The sequence below is a fragment of the Rhodococcus sp. C26F genome (assembly GCF_053345925.1).
This window is the reverse complement of record NZ_JBKFBA010000059.1, coordinates 1-19,335: the sequence shown is the minus strand read 5'-3', so window position 1 is coordinate 19,335 and position 19,335 is coordinate 1. Positions and strand designations below refer to the sequence as shown.

The 19,335-nt window shown below is 69.4% G+C and carries 18 protein-coding genes and 1 tRNA gene; 15 read left to right on the top strand and 4 right to left on the bottom strand.

Features of this window, described 5'->3' with window-relative positions; translation table 11 throughout:
* Positions 1–109 precede the first annotated feature (109 nt).
* Positions 110–2,041 (bottom strand): acetate--CoA ligase, encoded by a 1,932-nt coding sequence (gene acs, locus ACLBYD_RS28620; protein WP_447818595.1) that lies wholly within the window; start codon positions 2,039–2,041, stop codon positions 110–112.
* A 198-nt stretch (positions 2,042–2,239) separates the two neighbouring features.
* On the opposite strand from acs, the gene ACLBYD_RS28615 reads away from it, so the two are divergent.
* Positions 2,240–2,989, top strand: coding sequence for an oxidoreductase (locus ACLBYD_RS28615; protein ID WP_271038794.1), 750 nt, complete (start codon positions 2,240–2,242; stop codon positions 2,987–2,989).
* Between the two features lie 450 nt (positions 2,990–3,439).
* Here ACLBYD_RS28615 and ACLBYD_RS28610 read toward each other — a convergent pair whose 3' ends face one another.
* Positions 3,440–4,294: an HAD family hydrolase gene (locus tag ACLBYD_RS28610; protein WP_372474241.1), complete on the bottom strand. Its 855-nt coding sequence runs from the start codon at positions 4,292–4,294 to the stop codon at positions 3,440–3,442.
* Positions 4,295–4,637: 343 nt separating this feature from the next.
* Between ACLBYD_RS28610 and ssd the strand changes: the two genes are divergently transcribed.
* The 7 genes from ssd (at position 4,638) to ACLBYD_RS28575 (ending at position 9,254) form a co-directional block, all read left to right on the top strand.
* Positions 4,638–5,708: a septum site-determining protein Ssd gene (gene ssd / locus ACLBYD_RS28605; RefSeq protein ID WP_447819088.1), complete on the top strand. Its 1,071-nt coding sequence runs from the start codon at positions 4,638–4,640 to the stop codon at positions 5,706–5,708.
* Entirely contained in the window at positions 5,705–6,877 is a 1,173-nt protein-coding gene (locus ACLBYD_RS28600) for a TadA family conjugal transfer-associated ATPase (protein ID WP_447819087.1), read from the top strand. Before ssd ends, ACLBYD_RS28600 begins: the two co-directional genes overlap by 4 nt.
* Positions 6,874–7,677, top strand: coding sequence for a type II secretion system F family protein (locus ACLBYD_RS28595; protein ID WP_447819086.1), 804 nt, complete (start codon positions 6,874–6,876; stop codon positions 7,675–7,677). The genes ACLBYD_RS28600 and ACLBYD_RS28595 overlap by 4 nt, the downstream gene beginning before the upstream one ends.
* The gene (locus ACLBYD_RS28590) at positions 7,674–8,249 is read left to right on the top strand and encodes a type II secretion system F family protein (RefSeq protein ID WP_447819085.1); all 576 of its coding nucleotides are present in this window, start codon (positions 7,674–7,676) and stop codon (positions 8,247–8,249) included. The genes ACLBYD_RS28595 and ACLBYD_RS28590 overlap by 4 nt, the downstream gene beginning before the upstream one ends.
* A gap of 127 nt (positions 8,250–8,376) precedes the next feature.
* Positions 8,377–8,514 carry a DUF4244 domain-containing protein gene (locus ACLBYD_RS28585; RefSeq protein WP_228045087.1) on the top strand — a complete coding sequence of 46 codons (138 nt, stop codon included), beginning with the start codon at positions 8,377–8,379 and terminating at the stop codon, positions 8,512–8,514.
* 9 nt (positions 8,515–8,523) lie between these two features.
* The gene (locus ACLBYD_RS28580) at positions 8,524–8,898 is read left to right on the top strand and encodes a TadE family type IV pilus minor pilin (RefSeq protein WP_100167921.1); all 375 of its coding nucleotides are present in this window, start codon (positions 8,524–8,526) and stop codon (positions 8,896–8,898) included.
* Positions 8,895–9,254 carry an Rv3654c family TadE-like protein gene (locus tag ACLBYD_RS28575; RefSeq protein WP_060653812.1) on the top strand — a complete coding sequence of 120 codons (360 nt, stop codon included), beginning with the start codon at positions 8,895–8,897 and terminating at the stop codon, positions 9,252–9,254. The genes ACLBYD_RS28580 and ACLBYD_RS28575 overlap by 4 nt, the downstream gene beginning before the upstream one ends.
* Before the next feature lie 165 nt (positions 9,255–9,419).
* Here ACLBYD_RS28575 and ACLBYD_RS28570 read toward each other — a convergent pair whose 3' ends face one another.
* Entirely contained in the window at positions 9,420–11,768 is a 2,349-nt protein-coding gene (locus ACLBYD_RS28570) for a DEAD/DEAH box helicase (protein ID WP_447819084.1), read from the bottom strand.
* 435 nt (positions 11,769–12,203) lie between these two features.
* On the opposite strand from ACLBYD_RS28570, the gene ACLBYD_RS28565 reads away from it, so the two are divergent.
* The 4 genes from ACLBYD_RS28565 (at position 12,204) to ACLBYD_RS28550 (ending at position 17,003) form a co-directional block, all read left to right on the top strand.
* The gene (locus ACLBYD_RS28565; protein WP_003935252.1) at positions 12,204–12,407 is read left to right on the top strand and encodes a cold-shock protein; all 204 of its coding nucleotides are present in this window, start codon (positions 12,204–12,206) and stop codon (positions 12,405–12,407) included.
* Between the two features lie 160 nt (positions 12,408–12,567).
* Positions 12,568–13,173 carry a hypothetical protein gene (locus tag ACLBYD_RS28560; protein WP_447819083.1) on the top strand — a complete coding sequence of 202 codons (606 nt, stop codon included), beginning with the start codon at positions 12,568–12,570 and terminating at the stop codon, positions 13,171–13,173.
* A gap of 93 nt (positions 13,174–13,266) precedes the next feature.
* Positions 13,267–16,233 carry a type I DNA topoisomerase gene (gene topA / locus ACLBYD_RS28555; protein ID WP_447819082.1) on the top strand — a complete coding sequence of 989 codons (2,967 nt, stop codon included), beginning with the start codon at positions 13,267–13,269 and terminating at the stop codon, positions 16,231–16,233.
* Between the two features lie 35 nt (positions 16,234–16,268).
* Positions 16,269–17,003 (top strand): helix-turn-helix domain-containing protein, encoded by a 735-nt coding sequence (locus ACLBYD_RS28550; protein ID WP_447819081.1) that lies wholly within the window; start codon positions 16,269–16,271, stop codon positions 17,001–17,003.
* Here ACLBYD_RS28550 and ACLBYD_RS28545 read toward each other — a convergent pair.
* Positions 16,940–17,332 carry a VOC family protein gene (locus ACLBYD_RS28545; RefSeq protein WP_447819080.1) on the bottom strand — a complete coding sequence of 131 codons (393 nt, stop codon included), beginning with the start codon at positions 17,330–17,332 and terminating at the stop codon, positions 16,940–16,942. The genes ACLBYD_RS28550 and ACLBYD_RS28545 overlap by 64 nt on opposite strands.
* Before the next feature lie 91 nt (positions 17,333–17,423).
* Between ACLBYD_RS28545 and ACLBYD_RS28540 the strand changes: the two genes are divergently transcribed.
* From ACLBYD_RS28540 to ACLBYD_RS28530, 3 genes are all read left to right on the top strand, one after another.
* Positions 17,424–18,611: a DNA polymerase III subunit delta' gene (locus ACLBYD_RS28540; RefSeq protein ID WP_060653800.1), complete on the top strand. Its 1,188-nt coding sequence runs from the start codon at positions 17,424–17,426 to the stop codon at positions 18,609–18,611.
* Positions 18,612–18,673: 62 nt separating this feature from the next.
* Positions 18,674–18,749 (top strand) — tRNA-Thr (locus tag ACLBYD_RS28535).
* A 252-nt stretch (positions 18,750–19,001) separates the two neighbouring features.
* Complete coding sequence (locus ACLBYD_RS28530; RefSeq protein ID WP_006552400.1) at positions 19,002–19,199, top strand: hypothetical protein; 198 nt, start codon at positions 19,002–19,004, stop codon at positions 19,197–19,199.
* Positions 19,200–19,335 lie beyond the last annotated feature (136 nt).

Here is a 19,335-nt window from a genome sequence, read left to right as displayed (position 1 = left end):
GTTCTTTCGTTCGGCGGATGAGTTGGTGGTACTTCCCATCCTGCCGCCGGAAGACCCGTCCGCCTTCGTCAGCCCCTGGTGGTGTCTACAACGTCATGACCCGCAACAACTAACGGGCGCGGATGGCGTCGAAGACGGCCGGATCGACGAGCGTCGAGGTGTCGCCCAGTTCGCGACCCTCGGCGACGTCGCGCAGCAGGCGGCGCATGATCTTGCCCGAGCGGGTCTTCGGCAGCTCCGGTACCACGGTGATCTGGCGCGGCTTGGCGATCGGGGAGATCTCCACCGCGACGTGATCGCGCAGTTCCTTGATGAGCGTGTCGCCGGTGTTGGCGACGTGCTCGCGCAGGATCACGAACGCGACGATGCCCTGACCGGTGGTCTCGTCCGCCGCGCCGACGACCGCGGCCTCGGCGATGGACGGGTGCGACACGAGCGCCGACTCGACCTCCGAGGTGGAGATGCGGTGACCGCTCACGTTCATGACGTCGTCGACACGGCCGAGCACCCACAGCGCTCCGTCGTCGTCGTAACGCGCACCGTCGCCGGCGAAGTACCAGCCCTGCTCGGCGTAGCGCGACCAGTAGGTCTCGCGGTAACGCTGCTCGTCGCCCCAGATGCCGCGCAGCATCGCCGGCCACGGCTGATCGAGCACCAGATAGCCGTTACCGCCCGCGCCGAGCGGGGTGGCCTCGTCGTCGACGATCTTCGCCGAGATGCCGGGCAGCGGCGCCATCGCCGAGCCGGGCTTGGTGGCGGTGATGCCGGGCAGCGGCGAGATCATGATCGCGCCGGTCTCGGTCTGCCACCAGGTGTCGACGATCGGGGCCGAATCCGCGCCGATGACCTCGCGGTACCACCGCCACGCCTCCGGGTTGATCGGCTCGCCGACGCTGCCGAGCAGACGGATCGACGACAGATCGTGGGCGTCGGGGATCTCGCGACCCCACTTCATGAACGTGCGGATCAGCGTCGGGGCGGTGTAGTAGATCGACACCCCGTACTTCTCGATGATCTCGAAGTGCCGGTGCTCGTTCGGCGAGTTGGGGGTGCCCTCGTAGACGACCTGGGTGACGCCGTTGCTCAGCGGGCCGTAGACGATGTAGCTGTGGCCGGTGACCCAGCCGATGTCGGCGGTGCACCAGTAGACGTCCTTGCCGGGCTTGTGGTCGAAGACGTAGTGGTGCGTGTACGACGCCTGGGTCAGATAGCCACCGGAGGTGTGGATGATGCCCTTGGGCTTACCCGTGGTGCCCGAGGTGTACAGGATGAACAGCGGATGCTCGGAGTCGAACGGCTGCGCGGTGTGCTCCGGCGACGCCTTCTCGACGGTCTCGTGCCACCAGAGGTCGCGACCTGAAGTCCACTCGACGTCGATGCCGGTGCGCGCGACGACCAGCACGTGCTCGATCGACTTCGCATCGGCGACGGCCTCGTCGGCGGCTGCCTTGAGCGGCGCGGCCTGGCCACGACGCCACTGGCCATCGACCGTGACGAGCAGTTTGGCCTGCGCGTCGTCGATGCGCGAGCGCAGTGCCGACGACGAGAAGCCGCCGAAGACCACCGAATGGGTCAGGCCGAGGCGCGCGCACGCGAGCATGGTGACGATGGCCTCGGGGATCATCGGCATGTAGATCGCGACGCGATCGCCGGCGACCAGGCCGAGCTCGGTGAAGGTGTTCGCGGCGCGACAGACCTCGGCGAGCAGGTCGTTGTAGGTCAGCGACCGGGAATCGCCGGGCTCGCCCTCGAAAAAGATGGCGACCCGATCGCCGTTACCGGCCTCGACGTGCCGGTCGACGCAGTTGTAGGCGACGTTGAGCTTGCCGCCGACGAACCACTTCGCCAGCGGTGCGTTCGACCACTCGAGCACTTCCGTCCAGGGCTGCGCCCAGTCGAGTCGTTTCGCCTGCTCGTCCCAGAATCCGAGCCGATCGGCGTCGGCCGCGGCCTGCAGTTCCGGACCGGCGTTGGCCGTGGCGGTGAACTCCGGGCTCGGCGGGTACGCCTTCGATTCGTGCTCCTGGGCTGCGCTCGTCATGATGCGGGGCCTCTTTCCGGGATGGTTCCATTCGGGCTCTTGTGAGCGTAATCATCTGTGACCGGCGCCGCACCGTTGCATCGATATGCAACCCCGTCACTTTCGCTCATCGGTCGAATTCGCGCGACGAACGGCATTCGGACGCGACCGGTGAACCTCTCGTCCGTCCACCGCATCCGCGCCGGTACCGTCGTCGACGTGACCGACCCTCTTCAGCCTCTCGTCGACCTTCCGGGCGTACGCGACGCCGCCGACCGTGCCCGCGACGCGCTCGCAGAGGTGCATCGTCATCGAACCAATCGGCGTGGCTGGGCGAACACCGCCGCGGAGGCGTCGGTGCGGGCCGCCCGCGCCTCGGCGTCGATCGACGGCGGGTCGATGGAACTTCCGCAGCCGGGGGAGAGTGGCGACCCGATCCTGGCCGGAGCACTGCGGGTCGCCCAGTCGCTCGACGGCGACGCGCTCGGCAACATGGTCGCGACGTGGCGACGTGCCCCGCTGCAGGCGCTCGCCCGCCTGCACCTGCTCGCTGCCGCGGATCTCGTGGAGGACGCCGAGGAACTGGGTCGTCCGCGGACGGAACCGGGGGTCGCCGAGCGTCTCGACGGGCTCGCGCAACTCGTCACCGGTGGGACGAACGCCCCGGCGCCGGTTCTCGCGGCGGTCGTGCACGGTGAACTGTCCGTCCTGAAGCCCTTCGGTGTCGCCGACGGCATCGTCGCGCGCGCCGCGTCCCGGCTCGTGTGCGTCGCGTCCGGACTCGACACGCGCAATCTGGGCGTACCCGAGGTCCACTGGATGCGCCGGCTGCAGGCCTACCGCGACGGAGTCGCTGGATTCGGGGCGGGAACCGTGGAGGGCGTCGGCGGCTGGGTGCTCTTCTGCTGCGGGTCGCTCGAGGCCGGGGCTCGTGAGGCCAACTCGATCGCCGAGGCGTTCGCCGGCTGAGTGCCGGGTGGGGGTGGGGCGTCGCCGCCAAACCTCTGCACGCGAAACCCTCTGCACGCGAAAGCGGGTGGCATATCGATCGAGATCGATTCCGCCACCCGCTAGCACGGACGGTCCGAGTTACCATGCGTGCTGAAATGGGTTGTGATTCAACGGCCTCGGCGATGATCCGGGTATCGTCGATTCGTCCTCGCAACGGGTGCGGGGAACTCGTCTTCGAAAATCCGGAACTCGCAGGCCCACAACACTCGTGCCCTTATAGTGGCATCGGCTTCGCGTGGGTACTCGGTGTCCGTGCTGGGAAGAACAGTCGGGAGATCGAATCTTCTCTTCCGATTCGGTCTTGGCCTTCCGTCCTTCCGTAACTCCTTTCTACCCCGTCCGCGAGATGTCGGCAAGCCCCCGACGGCAATGCTTCGTTTTCGATTTCGCGGCGAGTGACCCTGAGTGTCAACGCATCCGGCGCTTGGCCAGTCGGCGGGTGGCACCCAGTATCAGTGCGGTCGCTCCGAGGGTCGCGGCGAGCGTCGCCAGGGCGCGCGGCGACGGACGGGCACGACGTCCGAGTGGTACGGGCCGAGCGAAAGTGAGAACGGGCCAACCGTTTTCGGTTGCCGCCCTGCGCAGCGGGCGGTCGGGGTTGACCGCGCGCGGATTGCCGACCTCGAGCAACATCGGCAGGTCGGTGGCCGAATCGGAGTACGCGTAGCTGCGGGAGAGGTCGTAACCGTACTGCTCGGCGAGCTCGCGGATCGCGACCGCCTTCGCCTCCCCGAAGCAGTAGAACTCGAGCTCGCCGGCGTACCGGCCGTCGACGATCCGCATCCGGCTCCCCGTGCTGTGGGAGGCACCGAGTGTCCGGGCGATCGGAGTCACCACTTCCTGGCCGGATGCGGACACGATGATCACATCGTGACCGCGGGCCCGATGATCGGCGATCAGGTCCTTCGCCTCCGCGTAGACGAGCGGCGTCACGACGTCCTGCAGGGTCTTCTCGACGATCGATCCGACCTGCTCGACATCCCATCCCTTGCACATGTGCGCGATGTGTTCGCGCATCCGGTCCACCCGGGCCTGATCGGCCGCCGACAACAGGTAGAGGAGCTGGGCGTAGGTGCTCTGCAGCACGGCCCGACGGCTGAGGAGACCCTCCTCGAAGAACGGCCGGGTGAACGCCAGCACGCTCGACTTGGCGATGACGGTCTTGTCGAGATCGAAGAACGCTGCGATGCGAGCCGAGTCCGGTGAGCCCCCCGTCGACGGGGCCGGTCGGGACGGATTCACGGACGTATCGGTCACGATCACCACAATAGGGGCGCGCCGCGCCGGTGTTTGAAGTTGCAAGCAGTCACGCCTAACGGTGTACTATCGCGAATGCCCGGGTCGATACTCGGGTTGTGTTCAGCCCGACCCCCCGGGGCTGAACGCAGACGGCCCTCGCCTCCTCCCCCCTGGCGAGGGCTGTCGCTTTGTCCGAGACCTTTTCCACACGTCTCCGTACTGTCTTCTACACCCGCCGACCTGCGCACAGGTGCGACGAGGGTGCGCACGGCCGGGTTGTCCACAGGCCCCTGATCCATCCACAGGCGGGGCTTCCGAGGCCGTTTCCGCGACACTCACGACCCCGTAGCGGGGCAGCCTGTCCGGCATGAACGACATCCTCGGACTGGTCGACGATCCCGCGCTGGTCGCCGACCTCCGTCGTGTGGTCGCGGCGGCCGACCGCACACTGCACGAGATGTCCGTGCCGGTGCCCCGCAGGGCGTGGACCGACGCGGCGATCGTCGTCCTCGATGCGTCCGCCGCAGCGGCATGCGCCGCCGGATATCCCCGCCGCCCCGGCGTGATCCTCGTGTGCAGCGGGACGGCCGGCCTGGCGGACTGGCAGGCCGCCGCGACCGTCGGCGCCGAACACGTCCTCGCCCTCCCGTCCGAGGAGGTGGAACTGCTCTCGATCGTCGCGGCCGCCGNNGAGCCCTCGACGGGTGCCGGCACCGTCCTCGCGGTCGTCGGAGGATGCGGGGGAGCGGGCGCGTCGACCTTCGCCGCCGCACTCGCCTGGGCCGCGGGGAACGACGAACGACGCGACACCCTGCTCGTCGACGCCGATCCGTTCGGCGCGGGACTCGACGTCCTGACCGGTCTCGAGGAGCGTCCGGGAGTGCGGTGGTCCGGTCTCACCGTGGACGGCGGACGGATCTCCGCGCGTGCCCTGCGCGACGCCGTGCCCGTATGGGCATCCGGGGTGGGCGTCCTGTCCACCGACCGCGAGAACACCGACCGGCTCACCGCCGTCGCCGCAGAAGCGGTCGTCGACGGGGTGCGCGGAGCGGGAGCAACCGTCGTCTGCGATGTGGGGCGCAGCTTCGACCCGGTCGCCGACGCGGTGCTCGCACTGGCCGACCTCACCGTCGTCGTCGTGCCGGCCCGGATCGGTGCGGTGCTCTCCGCTACCCGGGTCGCCCGCACGCTCGCGGCGCGGGGTGAACCGGCCGGAGTCGTCGTCCGCGGACCTGCACCCGGTGGCTTGCGAGCCGTCGACGTGTCCGACGCGATGGGCCTGGACGTGCTCACCTCGATGCGTCCCGAGCCGGGCTTGAGCGAGATGCTCGAACGCGGTGGCCTGCGGCTGCGGTCACGCTCGCCGTTGCTCGGTGCGGCGCACGACGTGCTGGCGGCCGTCGGGGCCGACCGCGCCGGCCCGGGACGTGCGGCATGACCGGGATTCTCGGAGACGACCTCCTCTCGCGGGTCCGCGACCGGCTGGCCGACGAGACCGGGGAGCTCACTCCGGCCCGCGTCGCCGCAGCCCTGCGCGCGGAATCCGGTGGAGTACTCGGAGACTCCGATCTGCTTGCGGCACTGCGGCATCTGCAGACCGAACTGACCGGTGCGGGCCCGCTCGAGGATCTGCTGGCAGACCCGGCCGTGACCGACGTGCTCGTCACCGCGCCCGATCGCGTCTGGGTGGATCGTGGCAACGGGCTGCACCTGACCGAGGTCACCTTCCCCGACGAGGCCGCGGTCAGACGACTCGCGCAGCGATTGGCGCTGTTCGCCGGGCGTCGGCTCGACGACGCCCAGATGTGGGTCGACGGCAGGTTGCCCGGGCACGGTGAGTTCGGTGTCCGGCTGCACGCGGTGCTCTCCCCGGTCGCGCAGGCCGGGACGTGCCTGTCACTGCGGGTCCTGCGACCCGCGACCCAGGGACTCGAAGCACTGCGGGATCGCGGTGCGGTCTCCGAGGTCGCCTATCGGTTGCTGCTGCGCATCGTCCGCGCGCGCCTGGCCTTCCTCGTCATCGGCGGTACGGGTGCGGGGAAGACGACGATGCTCGCGGCGTTGCTCGGCGCGGTGGATCCGACCGAACGCATCGTCTGCGTAGAGGACGCCGCCGAACTGGTCCCGGCCCACCCGCACGTGGTGCGCCTCGTGGCACGGGCACCCAACGTGGAGGGCGTCGGCGAGGTCACCGTCCGCGATCTCGTGCGGCAGGCGCTGCGGATGCGACCGGACCGCATCGTCATCGGCGAGGTGAGAGGCGCCGAGGTCGTCGATCTTCTGACCGCGCTGAACACGGGTCACGACGGCGGCGCAGGGACCGTGCACGCCAATTCGCCCGACGAGGTGCCCGCGCGACTCGAGGCTCTCGCCGCACTCGGCGGCCTCGATCGAGCGGCGCTGCACAGCCAGCTCGTCGCCGCGGTGCAGGTGATCCTGCACGTCCACCGCGGCAGCGACGGAGCGCGACGTCTCGTGGGGATCGGCGTGGTCGAGCGGGACCCCGTCGCAGGCGTGATCGTCACACCGGCATGGACCCACGACAGGGGCGACGAGCACGGCATGGACGCCCTCGAGCGGATCCTGCGTCGACGGGATGCGCCGTGAACGCGACGATCCTGTGCCTCGCGGCGGCGCTGTTCGTCCTGCCGTCGTCCTCGGCCCGCCGTCGACTGCGACGCGGGGTGCCCGACGCGGCGCCGCGCCCGATACCGCGCGCCCTAGTCGTCGGGGTGATGGTCGTCGTGCTCGCGACGGTTGTGGTGTGGGCAGGAATCACACCGGCCGTGGCCGGCGCGACCGTCGCGACGACCGCGGTGTGGCGTCGCCGAGCCCGGCGCCGCGCTGCGGAGCTCGATCGGCAACGACGGATGTTGCTGTCGGGACTCGACACCGTGATCGCCGATCTGCGGGTGGGGACGCATCCCGCCGACGCGTGCGAGACGGCGGCCCGGGAGACGGCCGGGTCCGTCGCCGGTGCCTTCCGGGTCGCTGCGGCCCGGGCGCGACTCGGCGGGTCGGCGGCACACGGACTACGTTCGGCCGCAGCATCTTCGGACGGCGGTGGTGTCGCCGACAGTCTGGACCGTGTCGCCGATGCGTGGGCGGTCTCCGACCGCCACGGTCTCGCCCTCGCCGAACTGCTCGGGGCCGCGCGCGTCGATCTGGCCGCGCGTATGCGGATCCGTGCCCGTACGGAGGCCGGACTCGCCGGTGCTCGGGCCACGGCGACGGTCCTGGCGGGACTGCCGGTGCTCGGGGTGGGTCTCGGGCAACTCATGGGCGCTGCTCCGCTCGGCATCCTCCTCGCCGGTGGGCTCGGCGGCGTCATGCTCGTGGTCGGCACTGCGCTGGTCTGTGCGGGTCTGCTGTGGACGGACCGGATCGCAGCACGGGTGAGGACATGAGCGCGACGTGGGCGGTGTTGCTGGGAGCGGCCTCTCTCGTCGTCGCACCGACCCCTCGTGGAACCACCCGCGTGTTCTCCACGAGAACCCTTGCTGCCGCGTCGGATACAACTAGACCCGAGACCGACCCGCACGCGCTTCCCGCTGCCTTCGATCTCTTCGCGGCGTGCCTGCGCGCAGGGATGCCTGCCGGTTCTGCGGCGCGGGTCGTCGCGGAATCCGCTCCACCCGACCTCGCGGCGGCGTTGCGGAGAGGTGCCGACCGATTGGTGCTCGGAGCCGATCCGGCCGATGCGTGGGGAGATTCGGGAGCGGTCGACGCGCTGGACGATTTCGCCCGCGCGGCACGACGATCCGCGAAATCCGGTGCGCCCCTGTCGGACACCGTCGCCGAACTCGCGGTCCGGCATCGCGCCGAGACGGAGGACCGGGTGGCCGCCGAGATCGATCGGGCCGGAGTACTCGTGAGCGGGCCGCTCGGTCTGTGCTTTCTGCCCGCCTTCGTGTGCCTGGGCATCGTGCCGGTCGTCGTCGGCCTGGCGCGGGACGTCCTGGGTGCGGGGCTGATGTGAACGTCGGCGCGGACGGTCCGCGCCGCTCGGATGGGAGGGACGGAAGATGGGGAAACGAACAGTGACCGAAGCGTTCGCACACGGTCTGCGTGGTCGTCTCGGCGGGCTCGTCGTGCAGGACGGCGGCATGTCGACGGCGGAATATGCGATCGGGACCATTGCGGCGGCGGCTTTCGGGGCGGTGCTGTACACCGTGGTGACCGGCGATTCGATCGTGTCCGCGCTGACGGGCATCGTCGAGCGTGCCCTGAACACGGCGGTGTGACACCGACGCATGCGAAAGATGCTCGGACGACGCTGGCTACGCGCCTTCGTTCGTGAGGACGAAGGCGGGGTCACCGTCGAAGCGGCTCTCGCCGTCGCAAGCCTGGTCACGGTGCTCGTGCTGTGCCTCGGCGCGGTACTGGGCATCGCGTACCAGGTGCGGTGCCATGACGCCGCCCGTGAAGCCGCCCGCCTCGCCGCGCGGGGAGACCAAGCGAGGGCGGTCGATGTGGCCACGCGAGTCGCGCCTCCGGACGCACGCGTGGCGGTACGCGAGGAGGGAGATCTGATCGTGGCGGTCGTGACCGCGGAGAGTCCGCTGCTCCCATTGCTGACCCTCACGGCCGAGGCGGTTGCGGTGCGCGAGCCGGAAGGAACGCGATGAGGTCGGGCCCGTCCCTCCTCGGCGACGACGGGAGCGCGAGTGTGATCGGCTGCGCCGTGATGGCCGGCCTCATCGCGATCACGGCCACGCTGCTGCACGTCGGGTCGGTCGTCGTCGCACGTCATCGTGCGCAGGCGGCGGCCGACCTGGCGGCGGTAGCGGTCGCCTCGGCACTGGACCGCGGGGTCGTGGAGGCCTGCGAGGCGAGCGAGGTGATCACTACACGGATGCGAGTGCGATTGCGGCGCTGCGAGATCGACGAGTGGGATGCGCTCGTCGAGGTCACCGCTGCGGTGTCGGCCCTCTTCGGCGGGAAGGAGGCGACGGCCGTCGCGCGAGCCGGTCCTGCCCGATGAGGCCCGTCGGCGGGTCGCTCGCGGCCGTATCCAGCGGATTCGCGCTCGTTGCTTACCTGTGCTCGCATCCAGCGGTTGCCGCCCGATCCGTACACAAAGCGGCTGCTGGCAGCCGTTCCCGTCCCGGATCCGGCCGAGTAGGCACGCCGGTGGCCTGAACCGCCGTCACCCCCCGATAGCAGCGAGGACGGCATCGAGGACGGCGACCGCCCCGGCCTTGTCGAGCGGATCGTTGCCGTTCCCGCACTTGGGGGAGTACACGCACGACGGGCATCCGGCGGCACATTCGCAGGCCGCGACCGCATCGCGGGTCGCGGTGAGCCACTTGGTGATCCGGTGGTATCCGCGTTCGGCGAATCCGGCACCGCCGGGCTGTCCGTCGTAGACGAAGACGGTGGGCAGCCCGGTGTCGGGGTGCAGGTCGGTGGAGACACCGCCGATGTCGCCGCGATCGCACGTCGCGAGCAGGGGGAGCAGACCGATCGCGGCGTGCTCGGCGGCGTGGAGTGCGCCGGGCACGCGATCGGGGGTCACCCCGATCCGGTCGAGCAGGTCGGGGTCGATCGTGTACATCACCGCGCGGGTGTCGAGCGTGTGCTCGGGCATGTCGAGGGGGATCTGGTCGAGCACCTCTCCGGACGGCAGGCGGCGCAGATAGCCGACCACCCGGTGCGTCACCTCGACCCCCACGGACGCGACGGTGACGGGTCCGAACTCGCGGTGTTCGTCGACGGAGATGCAGCAGATGTCGGTGATCTCGCGTGCGCTCGTCGACCATTCCGGGTCCTCGGCGTGCACGAGGGCGATGCCGTCCTCGAGATACAACTCGTCGACGACGAAGGTCTCACCCTGGTGCAGGTGCACAGCTCCGGGATGGACGGTCGCGGGGGCGCGGGCGGCGTCGACGGTGCCGAGCATGCGGCCGGTGTCGCCCTCGACGATCGAGACCTGGTGGCCGATCCCGCCGCGGATCTCGACATCGCCGTGCGGTTGCGTTCCCGGGGTGACGAACCAGCCGTGCGGGCGGCGGCGGATCAGTCCCTGCTCCGCGAGGTCCGTGAGGACGTCGAGCGCGCCGAACTCATCGATCTCGGCATCGCTGAGCGGCAGTTCCGACGCGGCGCAGAGGAGTTGGGGTCCGAGCACGTACGGATTGTTCGGATCGGTGACCGTCGCCTCGACCGGCCGGTCGAGCAGTGCCTGCGGATGGTGCACGAGATAGGTGTCGAGCGGATCGTCCCGCGCGACCAGCACGACGAGCGAACCCTGCCCGCGGCGACCGGCGCGACCGCCCTGCTGACGGAAGGACGCGACCGTGCCCGGGAATCCGGCGACGATCACCGCGTCCAGACCGGCGATGTCCACGCCGAGTTCGAGGGCGTTGGTGCTGGCGACGCCGAGCAGACGGCCGTCGGAGAGCGCGGCCTCGAGGTCGCGCCGGTCCTCGGCGAGGTAGCCCGCCCGGTAGGCCGCCACCCGGTCGACGAGATCCGGTGCCGCCTCGGCGAGAAGCCGACGTGCACCCATGGCCGTGAGCTCGGCGCCGTGACGCGACCGGACGAACGCCAGGGTGCGGGCACCCTCGACGACGAGGTCGGCGAGAAGGCGCGCGGCCTCGGTCCCGGCGGCCCGCCGCACCGGGGCGCCGTGTTCGCCCGTGAGTTCGCGCAGTAGGGGCGGCTCCCACATCGCGACCGTGCGGGGTCCGTGCGGCGAGCCGTCCTCGGTGATCTCGCGGCAGGGTGCTCCGATGAGCCGGGACGCCGCTGCCCCCGGTTCCGCGGTCGTCGCGGAGGCGAGGACGAAGACGGGATCGGCGCCGTACCGGCGGGCCACGCGCCGGAGCCGACGCAGGATCAGGGCGACGTGCGAGCCGAACACACCCCGGTAGGAGTGGCATTCGTCGACGACGACGTACCGCAGGCGGCGCCACAGCCGGGCCCATCGTGCGTGGGCGGGCAACAGCGACAGGTGCAGCATGTCGGGATTGGTGAAGATCCAGCGCGAGTGCCGGCGCGTCCACTGCCGGATCTCGGTGGAGGTGTCGCCGTCGTAGGCGCACGCGCACACGGTCGACAGGCCGTCGATGTCGGAGGTCAGTTCGGCGACCGCGCGCAGCTGGTCGGCGCCGAGGGCCTTGGTGGGCGACAGGTAGAGAGCGGTGGCCTGCGGGTCGTCGGCGAGCGCGCTCAGGACGGGCAGCTGGTAGGCGACCGACTTGCCCGACGCGGTGCCGGTGGACACCACCACGTTCTCCCCGCCGGCCGCGATGTCGGCGGCGCTCGCCTGGTGGTGCCAGGGACGCTCGACGCCCTGTTCGCGGAAGGCCCGGACGACGTCCTCGTGTGCCCACTGCGGCCAGTCGCTGTGGTGGGCGGGCCGGGCCGGGATCTCTGCGACGTGGGTCAGCGGTGACTCGCCCGTCGGGGTGCCGGCGAGCAGCCGGTCGAGCAGCTCGCGACCGTAGGTGGGGGCGGTGGCGTCGCCGTTGTGGAGGAAGGGCGAGCCGGTCACGCAGTACTCCGCTGGGTCGGACGAGGTGTCTGTCGAAAACGTCTGTCGGATAGGAGTGTGTCGGATACGGGGAGGCTGTGTCGGATGGGGGAGACCCGGGTCCGGGACGAGTGGGGCCACAGTGGCCTCCCGTAACATGGGAGCAACAGCTACCCGTGGGTAATGCTACCGAGACATGAACAAGATCAGGGAATTGGCACGTTTGTGCCCATTCCTACTGTTGCGCGTGCCCAGAACGTGGTTGACTGACACCCGGTCGCAGCTTCTGTGTTCGTAGACTTGGAAAAGTGCACGCTCGCAGGATCGATGGTTGCGAGCGCGGTGCTTTAGCTCTTCCAACGGGGGACTCGAGAAGTACAGCGGTCGGAACCGGGACCTGGCGGATCGCGTACCCGGCGGTTCGTCGAATCCGGTGTTAGAAAGAGAAGGAAAAGCATGGCACAGGGCACTGTGAAGTGGTTCAACGCGGAGAAGGGCTTCGGCTTCATCGCTCCTGAGGACGGCTCCGCCGACGTGTTCGTTCACTACTCCGAGATCCAGGGTTCCGGCTTCCGCACCCTCGAGGAGAACCAGCGAGTCGAGTTCGAGGTCGGTCAGGGCACCAAGGGCCCGCAGGCCACCGGCGTGCGCGCACTCTGATCCACCCGCTCGAGCGAGCAACCGGGCAAGGTCAACCACCTCGCCCGATCGTCCCCCGTCGCCTCAGGTGATGGGGGACGATGCTTTTTCCGGGACGTGTGCGCGAACCGGTCGTGGGATCTCGCCCCGTCGCGCTCACGGAGCCGGGAGAGGAGGACCCGTGAGTCAACTGTCCTTCTTCGGGGCCGACACGATGCCGCCGGCCCTGGCCGACCTGAGCGGCCTGCTCGCGGCACACGGACGTGCGCGTCTCACCGACGACGGCGCGGTGCTGACCGTGGAGGTCGACGCCGAGTGGCGCGCCCGCGCGATCGCGCAGCTCGTGACCGACACGGGAATAGGGGCGGAGATCGTCGCCGACGGCGAGCTGTTCACCGTCAGCACCTCCGCCGACGCCGCTCTCGTCCCGCTCGCGACCCAGTGGAGCAGCGACGGCGGCAAGACGGTCCCGACCGGCTGGGTCCCGTCCTCGCGGGCCCAGCGGGCGTGGTTCCTCGCGTCCGGTCGCATGGAGGTCGAGGGAGCACAGTATGTTCTCGGTCTGGATCCGACGGCTCCCGACACCCATGCAGTTCTGGCGCAGGCGCTCATGCGCGCCGGCATCGCACCGACCCTGATCGGTACGCACGGCACCGGTGGGCCGGGGTTGAGGATCTCCGGCCGGAGGCGTCTGACGAGGCTCGTCGAGAACATCGGTGCACCTCCGGACGCCGACGCGGCACGACGGATCTGGCCGCACGTGGAACCGGGTGATCATCACTTGTGAAGAGCCGTTCCCCGAGGATGTGCGACCCTGTGTGTGGCCGCGTCTGGGGAACGGGTCGGTATACATGTCTTCGAACAAGGCGACATGTCGGCAATGAGGGAAGGTGCGGGCGGCACGGTGGCAGCACGGGAGAAGAGCACTGCGGGCGGTTCGTCGGGCACGCGTCGGCTCGTGATCGTCGAGTCCCCGACCAAGGCGAGGAAGATCGCCCCCTACCTCGGCCGCGACTACGTCGTCGAGGCATCGGTCGGTCACATCCGCGACCTGCCGCGCGGCGCCGCGGACGTCCCTGCCAAGTACAAGGGCGAGTCGTGGGCGCGCCTCGGTGTCGACGTCGATCACGACTTCGAACCGCTCTACGTCGTCAGCGCCGACAAGAAGACCAAGGTCTCGGAGCTGAAGAGCCTGCTCAAGGACGCCGACGAGCTGTACCTCGCCACCGACCCCGACCGCGAGGGCGAGGCCATCGCCTGGCACCTGCTCGAGACCCTGAAGCCCAAGGTGCCGGTCCGGCGCATGGTCTTCCACGAGATCACCGAGCCCGCCATCCGCGCGGCCGCAGAGAACACCCGCGACCTCGACAACGACCTGGTCGACGCGCAGGAGACCCGCCGCATCCTCGACCGTCTCTACGGCTACGAGGTCAGCCCCGTGCTGTGGAAGAAGGTCATGCCCCGTTTGTCGGCGGGTCGTGTGCAGTCGGTGGCGACCCGCGTGATCGTGCAGCGAGAACGCGAGCGCATGGCGTTCAAGTCCGCCGAGTACTGGGACATCGCGGCCACGATGGACGCCGGCGCCGACGCGAGCCCCCGGTCGTTCGGTGCCCGCCTGGTCAACGTCGACGGTTCCCGTGTCGCCTCGGGTCGCGACTTCGGGCCCGACGGGAACCTGAAGTCGAACGGTGTCGTCGTCCTCGACGAGGACCGCGCCCGCCGCCTCGCGGAGGCACTCGCCGGTGTCGCGTTGACGGTGTCGTCGGCCGAGAGCAAGCCGTACACCCGCAAGCCCTACGCGCCGTTCATGACGTCGACGCTGCAGCAGGAGGCGGGCCGCAAGCTGCGGTTCTCGTCCGAGCGCACCATGCGCACCGCGCAGCGTCTGTACGAGAACGGCTACATCACCTACATGCGTACCGACTCGACGACGCTGTCCGAGTCGGCGATCGCGGCGGCCCGCGCACAGGCCACCCATCTGTACGGTGCCGAGTTCGTCCATCCGACGCCGCGCCAGTACACCCGCAAGGTCAAGAACGCGCAGGAAGCACACGAGGCGATCCGTCCCGCCGGTGACGTCTTCGCGACCCCCGGCGAGCTGCACGCGCGCCTCGACGGCGACGAGTTCAAGCTCTACGAGCTCATCTGGCAGCGCACCGTCGCCTCCCAGATGGCCGACGCGCGGGGCACGACGCTGACGCTGCGCATCACCGGCACCGCGGGCACCGGCGAGGAGTGCACCTTCTCGTCGTCGGGCCGCACCATCACGTTCCCGGGCTTCCTCAAGGCATACGTCGAGAGTGTCGACGAGGAGGCCGGCGGTCAGTCGGACGACGCGGAGTCGCGTCTGCCGAACCTGTCCGAGGGTGCGTCGGTCACCGCGACGAAGCTCGATCCGGACGGTCACTCCACCAACCCGCCCGCCCGGTACACCGAGGCGAGCCTGATCAAGACGCTCGAAGAGCTCGGGATCGGCCGGCCCTCGACCTACGCGTCGATCATCAAGACCATCCTCGACCGCGGCTACGTCTACAAGCGTGGCAGCGCGCTCGTCCCGTCGTGGGTGGCGTTCGCCGTCATCGGCCTGCTCGAGGCGCACTTCGCCCAGCTCGTCGACTACGACTTCACGGCCGGGATGGAGGACGATCTCGACGAGATCGCCTCCGGTCACCGGCAGCGCACCGACTGGCTGACGCGGTTCTACTTCGGCAGCGACGACGGTCACGAGGAGTCGGTCGCGCGCAAGGGCGGCCTGAAGAAGCTGGTGGGGGAGAACCTCGAGGACATCGACGCCCGCGAGATCAACTCCATCCGCCTGTTCGACGACTCCGAGGGTCGCGAGATCCACGTGCGTGTGGGCCGCTTCGGTCCGTACCTCGAACGGATGGTCACCGACCCCGACAACCCCGACGCCGAGCCGACCTCGCAGCGGGCGAACCTGCCCGACGACCTGCCGCCGGACGAGCTCACCCTCGAGTACGCCGAGAAGCTCTTCTCGACGCCGCAGGAGGGACGTGTCCTCGGTGTCGATCCGTCGACCGGCTACGAGATCGTCGCGCGGGAGGGTCGCTTCGGTCCCTACGTGACCGAGCTGATCCCCGATCCGGAACCCGAGCCCGAACCGGAGCCGGACGTCACGCCCATCCCCGTCGAGGAACTCGGCTCGGAGGGAGAGGGCGGCACGAAGACCGCCACCAAGAAGGCCGTCGCCAAGAAGGCGGCGAAGAAGGCTCCCGCGAAGAAGGCCGCGAAGAAGACCGGCCCGAAGCCGCGCACGGGTTCGCTGTTCAAGACGATGGACCTGTCCACGGTCACCCTGGAAGACGCCCTGAAACTGCTGTCGCTGCCGCGCGTGGTGGGTGTCGATCCGGAGTCCGGCGACGAGATCACCGCCCAGAACGGCCGCTACGGTCCGTACCTGAAGAAGGGCAGCGACTCGCGGTCGCTCGCGAACGAGGAACAGATCTTCACCGTCACCCTCGAGGAAGCGCTGAAGATCTACGCGGAGCCGAAGCGCCGCGGCCGGCAGGCCGCCGCCACGCCGCCGCTGCGTGAGCTGGGCACCGACCCGGTCAGCGGCAAGCAGATGGTGATCAAGGACGGCCGGTTCGGTCCGTACGTCACCGACGGTGAGACGAACGCGAGCCTGCGCAAGGGCGACGAGGTCGAGTCCATCACAGACGAGCGGGCGTCCGAACTGCTCGCCGACCGTCGGGCACGCGGTCCGGCCAAGAAGACCGCGAAGAAGACGGCCGCGAAGAAGACGGCCGCCAAGAAGACCACCGCCAAGAAGACGGCGGCGAAGAAGACGACGAAGAAGGCCGCCGCGAAGAAGACGACGGACTGACGGTTCCCGTCGGCGTACGCGGATAACCTCACGGTGTGTACCGCGAACTGCCGTCGGGGATCCCCGGCGTCACACTGTGGCGGTCCGAGCCGTCCGGTGCCCGCGTGGGCAGAACCCACGTGCTGCCGGACGGATGCATGGACCTCATCCGGCACGCCGACGGCTTCCTCGTCGCAGGCCCGGACACGACGTCCCAGTTCTCCGATCTGGCGGCGGATCGGCCGCTGACGGCCGTCCGATTCGAACCCGGCCTGGGGCCGCGCTTCTTCGGCGTCGATGCGAGCGAGCTGACCGATCGACGGGTTCCGCTCGACGATCTGTGGTCGTCACGTCGTGTGCGTCTCCTCGCGGTTCGAGCCGAGGACGATCCCGTCGCTGCGCTGGTCGACGCCGTGCGGGGCGCGGTCGACGAACACGATCCGATGGCCGACCTCGCGCGGGCGCTGGCCTCCGGCGCGGCCGTCACGGAAGTCGCCGCGATCCTCGGCTGGAGCGACAGGACACTGCGTCGTCGCTCGGCCCGGGCCTACGGATACGGACCGAAGACGTTGTCGCGGGTACTGCGCTTCCGTCGGGCGGTCGCGCAGGCCCGGGCCGGCAACGACTTCGCCCGTGTCGCAGCCGACTGCGGGTACAGCGACCAGGCGCATCTGGCCCGGGAGGTCCGTACCCTGTCGGGTGTCACCCTCGGTGAGCTGGTCCGAAATCACCCCGGGAGTGCGGCGAACAGGTCGACGCTGTGGCCGTCGGGGTCCATCGCGGTCGCGTAGCGCTGTCCCCAGAATGCGTCCCAAGGTGCCTTTGTCGACGTGCACCCGGCCTCGACCAACGCTGCAAGTGTCGCGTCGACCGCTTCGGGGGAACCGCAGTCGAAAGCGAGTGCCGCTCCGCCTCCGGACGACGGCTCGAACTCCGGATCGAAGCTGCGGACGGACTCGACGGTGTCCCACATCAGGCGCAGACCACCGGGGAGAGTGACCTCGAAGTGCGGTACCTCGGGTGCTTCGGTGGGCAGGTCGAGGCCGAGCACGCGATAGCACGCGAAGGACCGATCGAGATCGGCGACGACGAGCCCCACAGCGGAGAAATGAATGGTCATGGCCCGACGGTAGGACCGTGGACGTGCGGCCGTCTTGAATGTTTCGGACACGTGATCCGGACCCGTCGGACCCGGTCGTTAGGCTGAGCGCATGCCCGGGGTCTTCGATCGTCTCGTCGGTCAACGCGATGTCGAGACCGAACTCGTCGCGGCCGCGGTAGCCGCCCGTCGGGGCGACACCGGGTCGGCGATGACCCACTCGTGGCTGTTCACCGGTCCTCCCGGGTCCGGGCGCTCGGTCGCAGCGCTGTGTTTCGCCGCCGCCCTGCAGTGCACCGACGAGGAGACTCCCGGCTGTGGGCGATGCCACGCCTGCACCACCACGATGGCCGGCACCCACGGCGACGTACGGCGGGTCGTGCCCGAGGGGCTGACGATCAGCGTCAAGTCGATGCGCGACATCGTGCAGGTCGCGTCGCGGCGTCCCAGCACGGGCCGATGGCAGGTCGTGGTGATCGAGGACGCCGACCGTCTCACCGAAGGCGCCGCGAACGCGCTGCTGAAGGTGGTCGAGGAACCTCCGCAGCGAACGGTCTTCCTCCTGTGTGCGCCGTCGGTCGATCCAGAGGACATCTCGGTGACGCTGCGCTCGCGCTGCCGTCACATCGGGTTGGTCACCCCCAGCGCCGACGCAATCGCGCGCGTCCTCGAGGCCACCGACGGCATCGATCCGAAGACGGCGCAGTGGGCCGCATCCGTCAGCGCAGGCCACGTCGGCCGGGCCCGACGACTGGCCACCGACGAGGGCGCCCGCGACAACCGGGCACGTGCGCTCGCTGTCGCCGGCGCGGTCCTGCGCCCCGCCACCACCTACTCCGCAGCCGATGACCTCGGCCGCAGCGCCGAGACCGAGGCGAAGGAGATCAGTGCGGAGCGCGACGAGCGTGAGACCGAGGAGCTGAAGACCGCTCTCGGTGCCGGCGGTACCGGCAAGGGTGCCGCGGGTGCGCTTCGCGGTTCGGCCGGGGTCCTCAAGGAACTCGAACGCACCCAGAAGTCGCGGAAGACGCGAACCGAGCGCGACATCATGGACCGAGCCCTTATCGATCTCGCCGGTCTGTACCGGGACGCACTGGTGCACGCCTTCGGATCGCGGGTCACGCTCAACCATCCGGACATGTCGGATCGTGCGGCCGACCTCGCGTCGAGGACCCGGCCGGAGTCGCTGCTCGAGTGCATCGAGGCCATCCTCGACTGCCGGGAGGCGCTCGCCCAGAACGTCAAACCCCGCTTCGCTCTTGCCGCGCTGGCAGCCCGGTTGAGCTCGGCGTTCCGGTAGCCGAAGTGCCGGTTTGCGTCGGGGTGGGGGTAGTCCGCTAGACTTCGGACGCCGAAAGGCTCGCTGCCTTAGCTCAGTCGGTAGAGCATTTCACTCGTAATGAAAAGGTCGTCGGTTCGATTCCGACAGGCAGCTCCACGAAGGCCCCTCNCCTTCGACGTTTCTGCGCGCTGTGCGATTCGCGCGGATGATGGAGACATGTTGATGGAACTGTTCTCCTTGGTCCTGATCATCGGCGCTCTCGCCGTGGTTCTGCCCATGGCCGTCCGGGTCTTCCGGGACAAGGACCGTTGACGCGAAGCGACCGCGACTATCGGCGCGCACCAGAGCGGTCTCGGACACGGCGTCGAAATCCTCGACAACCCGGTCACCGCGCAGCATGCTTCTCTCATGGCTGAGTCGTTGAAGGACCGGGTTCGGGAGAAGATCCTGCGGCAGCGCGCCGAGGACGGGGGCCGGCCGATCGGCGACGCCGAAGGGGACGACCCTCGCCTCATGGATCTCCGCAGCGACCTCGCGATGCTGGAGCAGGCCGGCGAGGACGATCCGATCGTCCAGCACCTCGCGGCGAAGTACTGGGTCCCCTGAACACCCTCACAACGACGCTCCGTAAGCCGATAAACCCGCCCTGACCTGGCGATTTGGTGTTCTCGGAGATGTTCGCGTAACTTATTCCAGGTCAGAGCGACACGGACACCGACCCGGGCCGAGAGGAACGGGACAA

Bases quoted from the DNA above. Each gene is read 5' to 3' on its own strand.
- ACLBYD_RS28580 (WP_100167921.1), top strand. From the start codon at position 8,524: ATGCGAAAGATGCTCGGACGACGCTGGCTACGCGCCTTCGTTCGTGAG.
- acs (WP_447818595.1), bottom strand. From the start codon at position 2,041: ATGACGAGCGCAGCCCAGGAGCACGAATCGAAGGCGTACCCGCCGAGC.
- ACLBYD_RS28565 (WP_003935252.1), top strand. From the start codon at position 12,204: ATGGCACAGGGCACTGTGAAGTGGTTCAACGCGGAGAAGGGCTTCGGC.
- ACLBYD_RS28545 (WP_447819080.1), bottom strand. From the start codon at position 17,332: ATGACCATTCATTTCTCCGCTGTGGGGCTCGTCGTCGCCGATCTCGAT.
- topA (WP_447819082.1), top strand. From the start codon at position 13,267: ATGAGGGAAGGTGCGGGCGGCACGGTGGCAGCACGGGAGAAGAGCACT.
- ACLBYD_RS28530 (WP_006552400.1), top strand. From the start codon at position 19,002: ATGGCTGAGTCGTTGAAGGACCGGGTTCGGGAGAAGATCCTGCGGCAG.
- ACLBYD_RS28540 (WP_060653800.1), top strand. From the start codon at position 17,424: ATGCCCGGGGTCTTCGATCGTCTCGTCGGTCAACGCGATGTCGAGACC.
- ACLBYD_RS28600 (WP_447819087.1), top strand. From the start codon at position 5,705: ATGACCGGGATTCTCGGAGACGACCTCCTCTCGCGGGTCCGCGACCGG.
- ACLBYD_RS28585 (WP_228045087.1), top strand. From the start codon at position 8,377: ATGTCGACGGCGGAATATGCGATCGGGACCATTGCGGCGGCGGCTTTC.
- ACLBYD_RS28575 (WP_060653812.1), top strand. From the start codon at position 8,895: ATGAGGTCGGGCCCGTCCCTCCTCGGCGACGACGGGAGCGCGAGTGTG.
- ACLBYD_RS28590 (WP_447819085.1), top strand. From the start codon at position 7,674: ATGAGCGCGACGTGGGCGGTGTTGCTGGGAGCGGCCTCTCTCGTCGTC.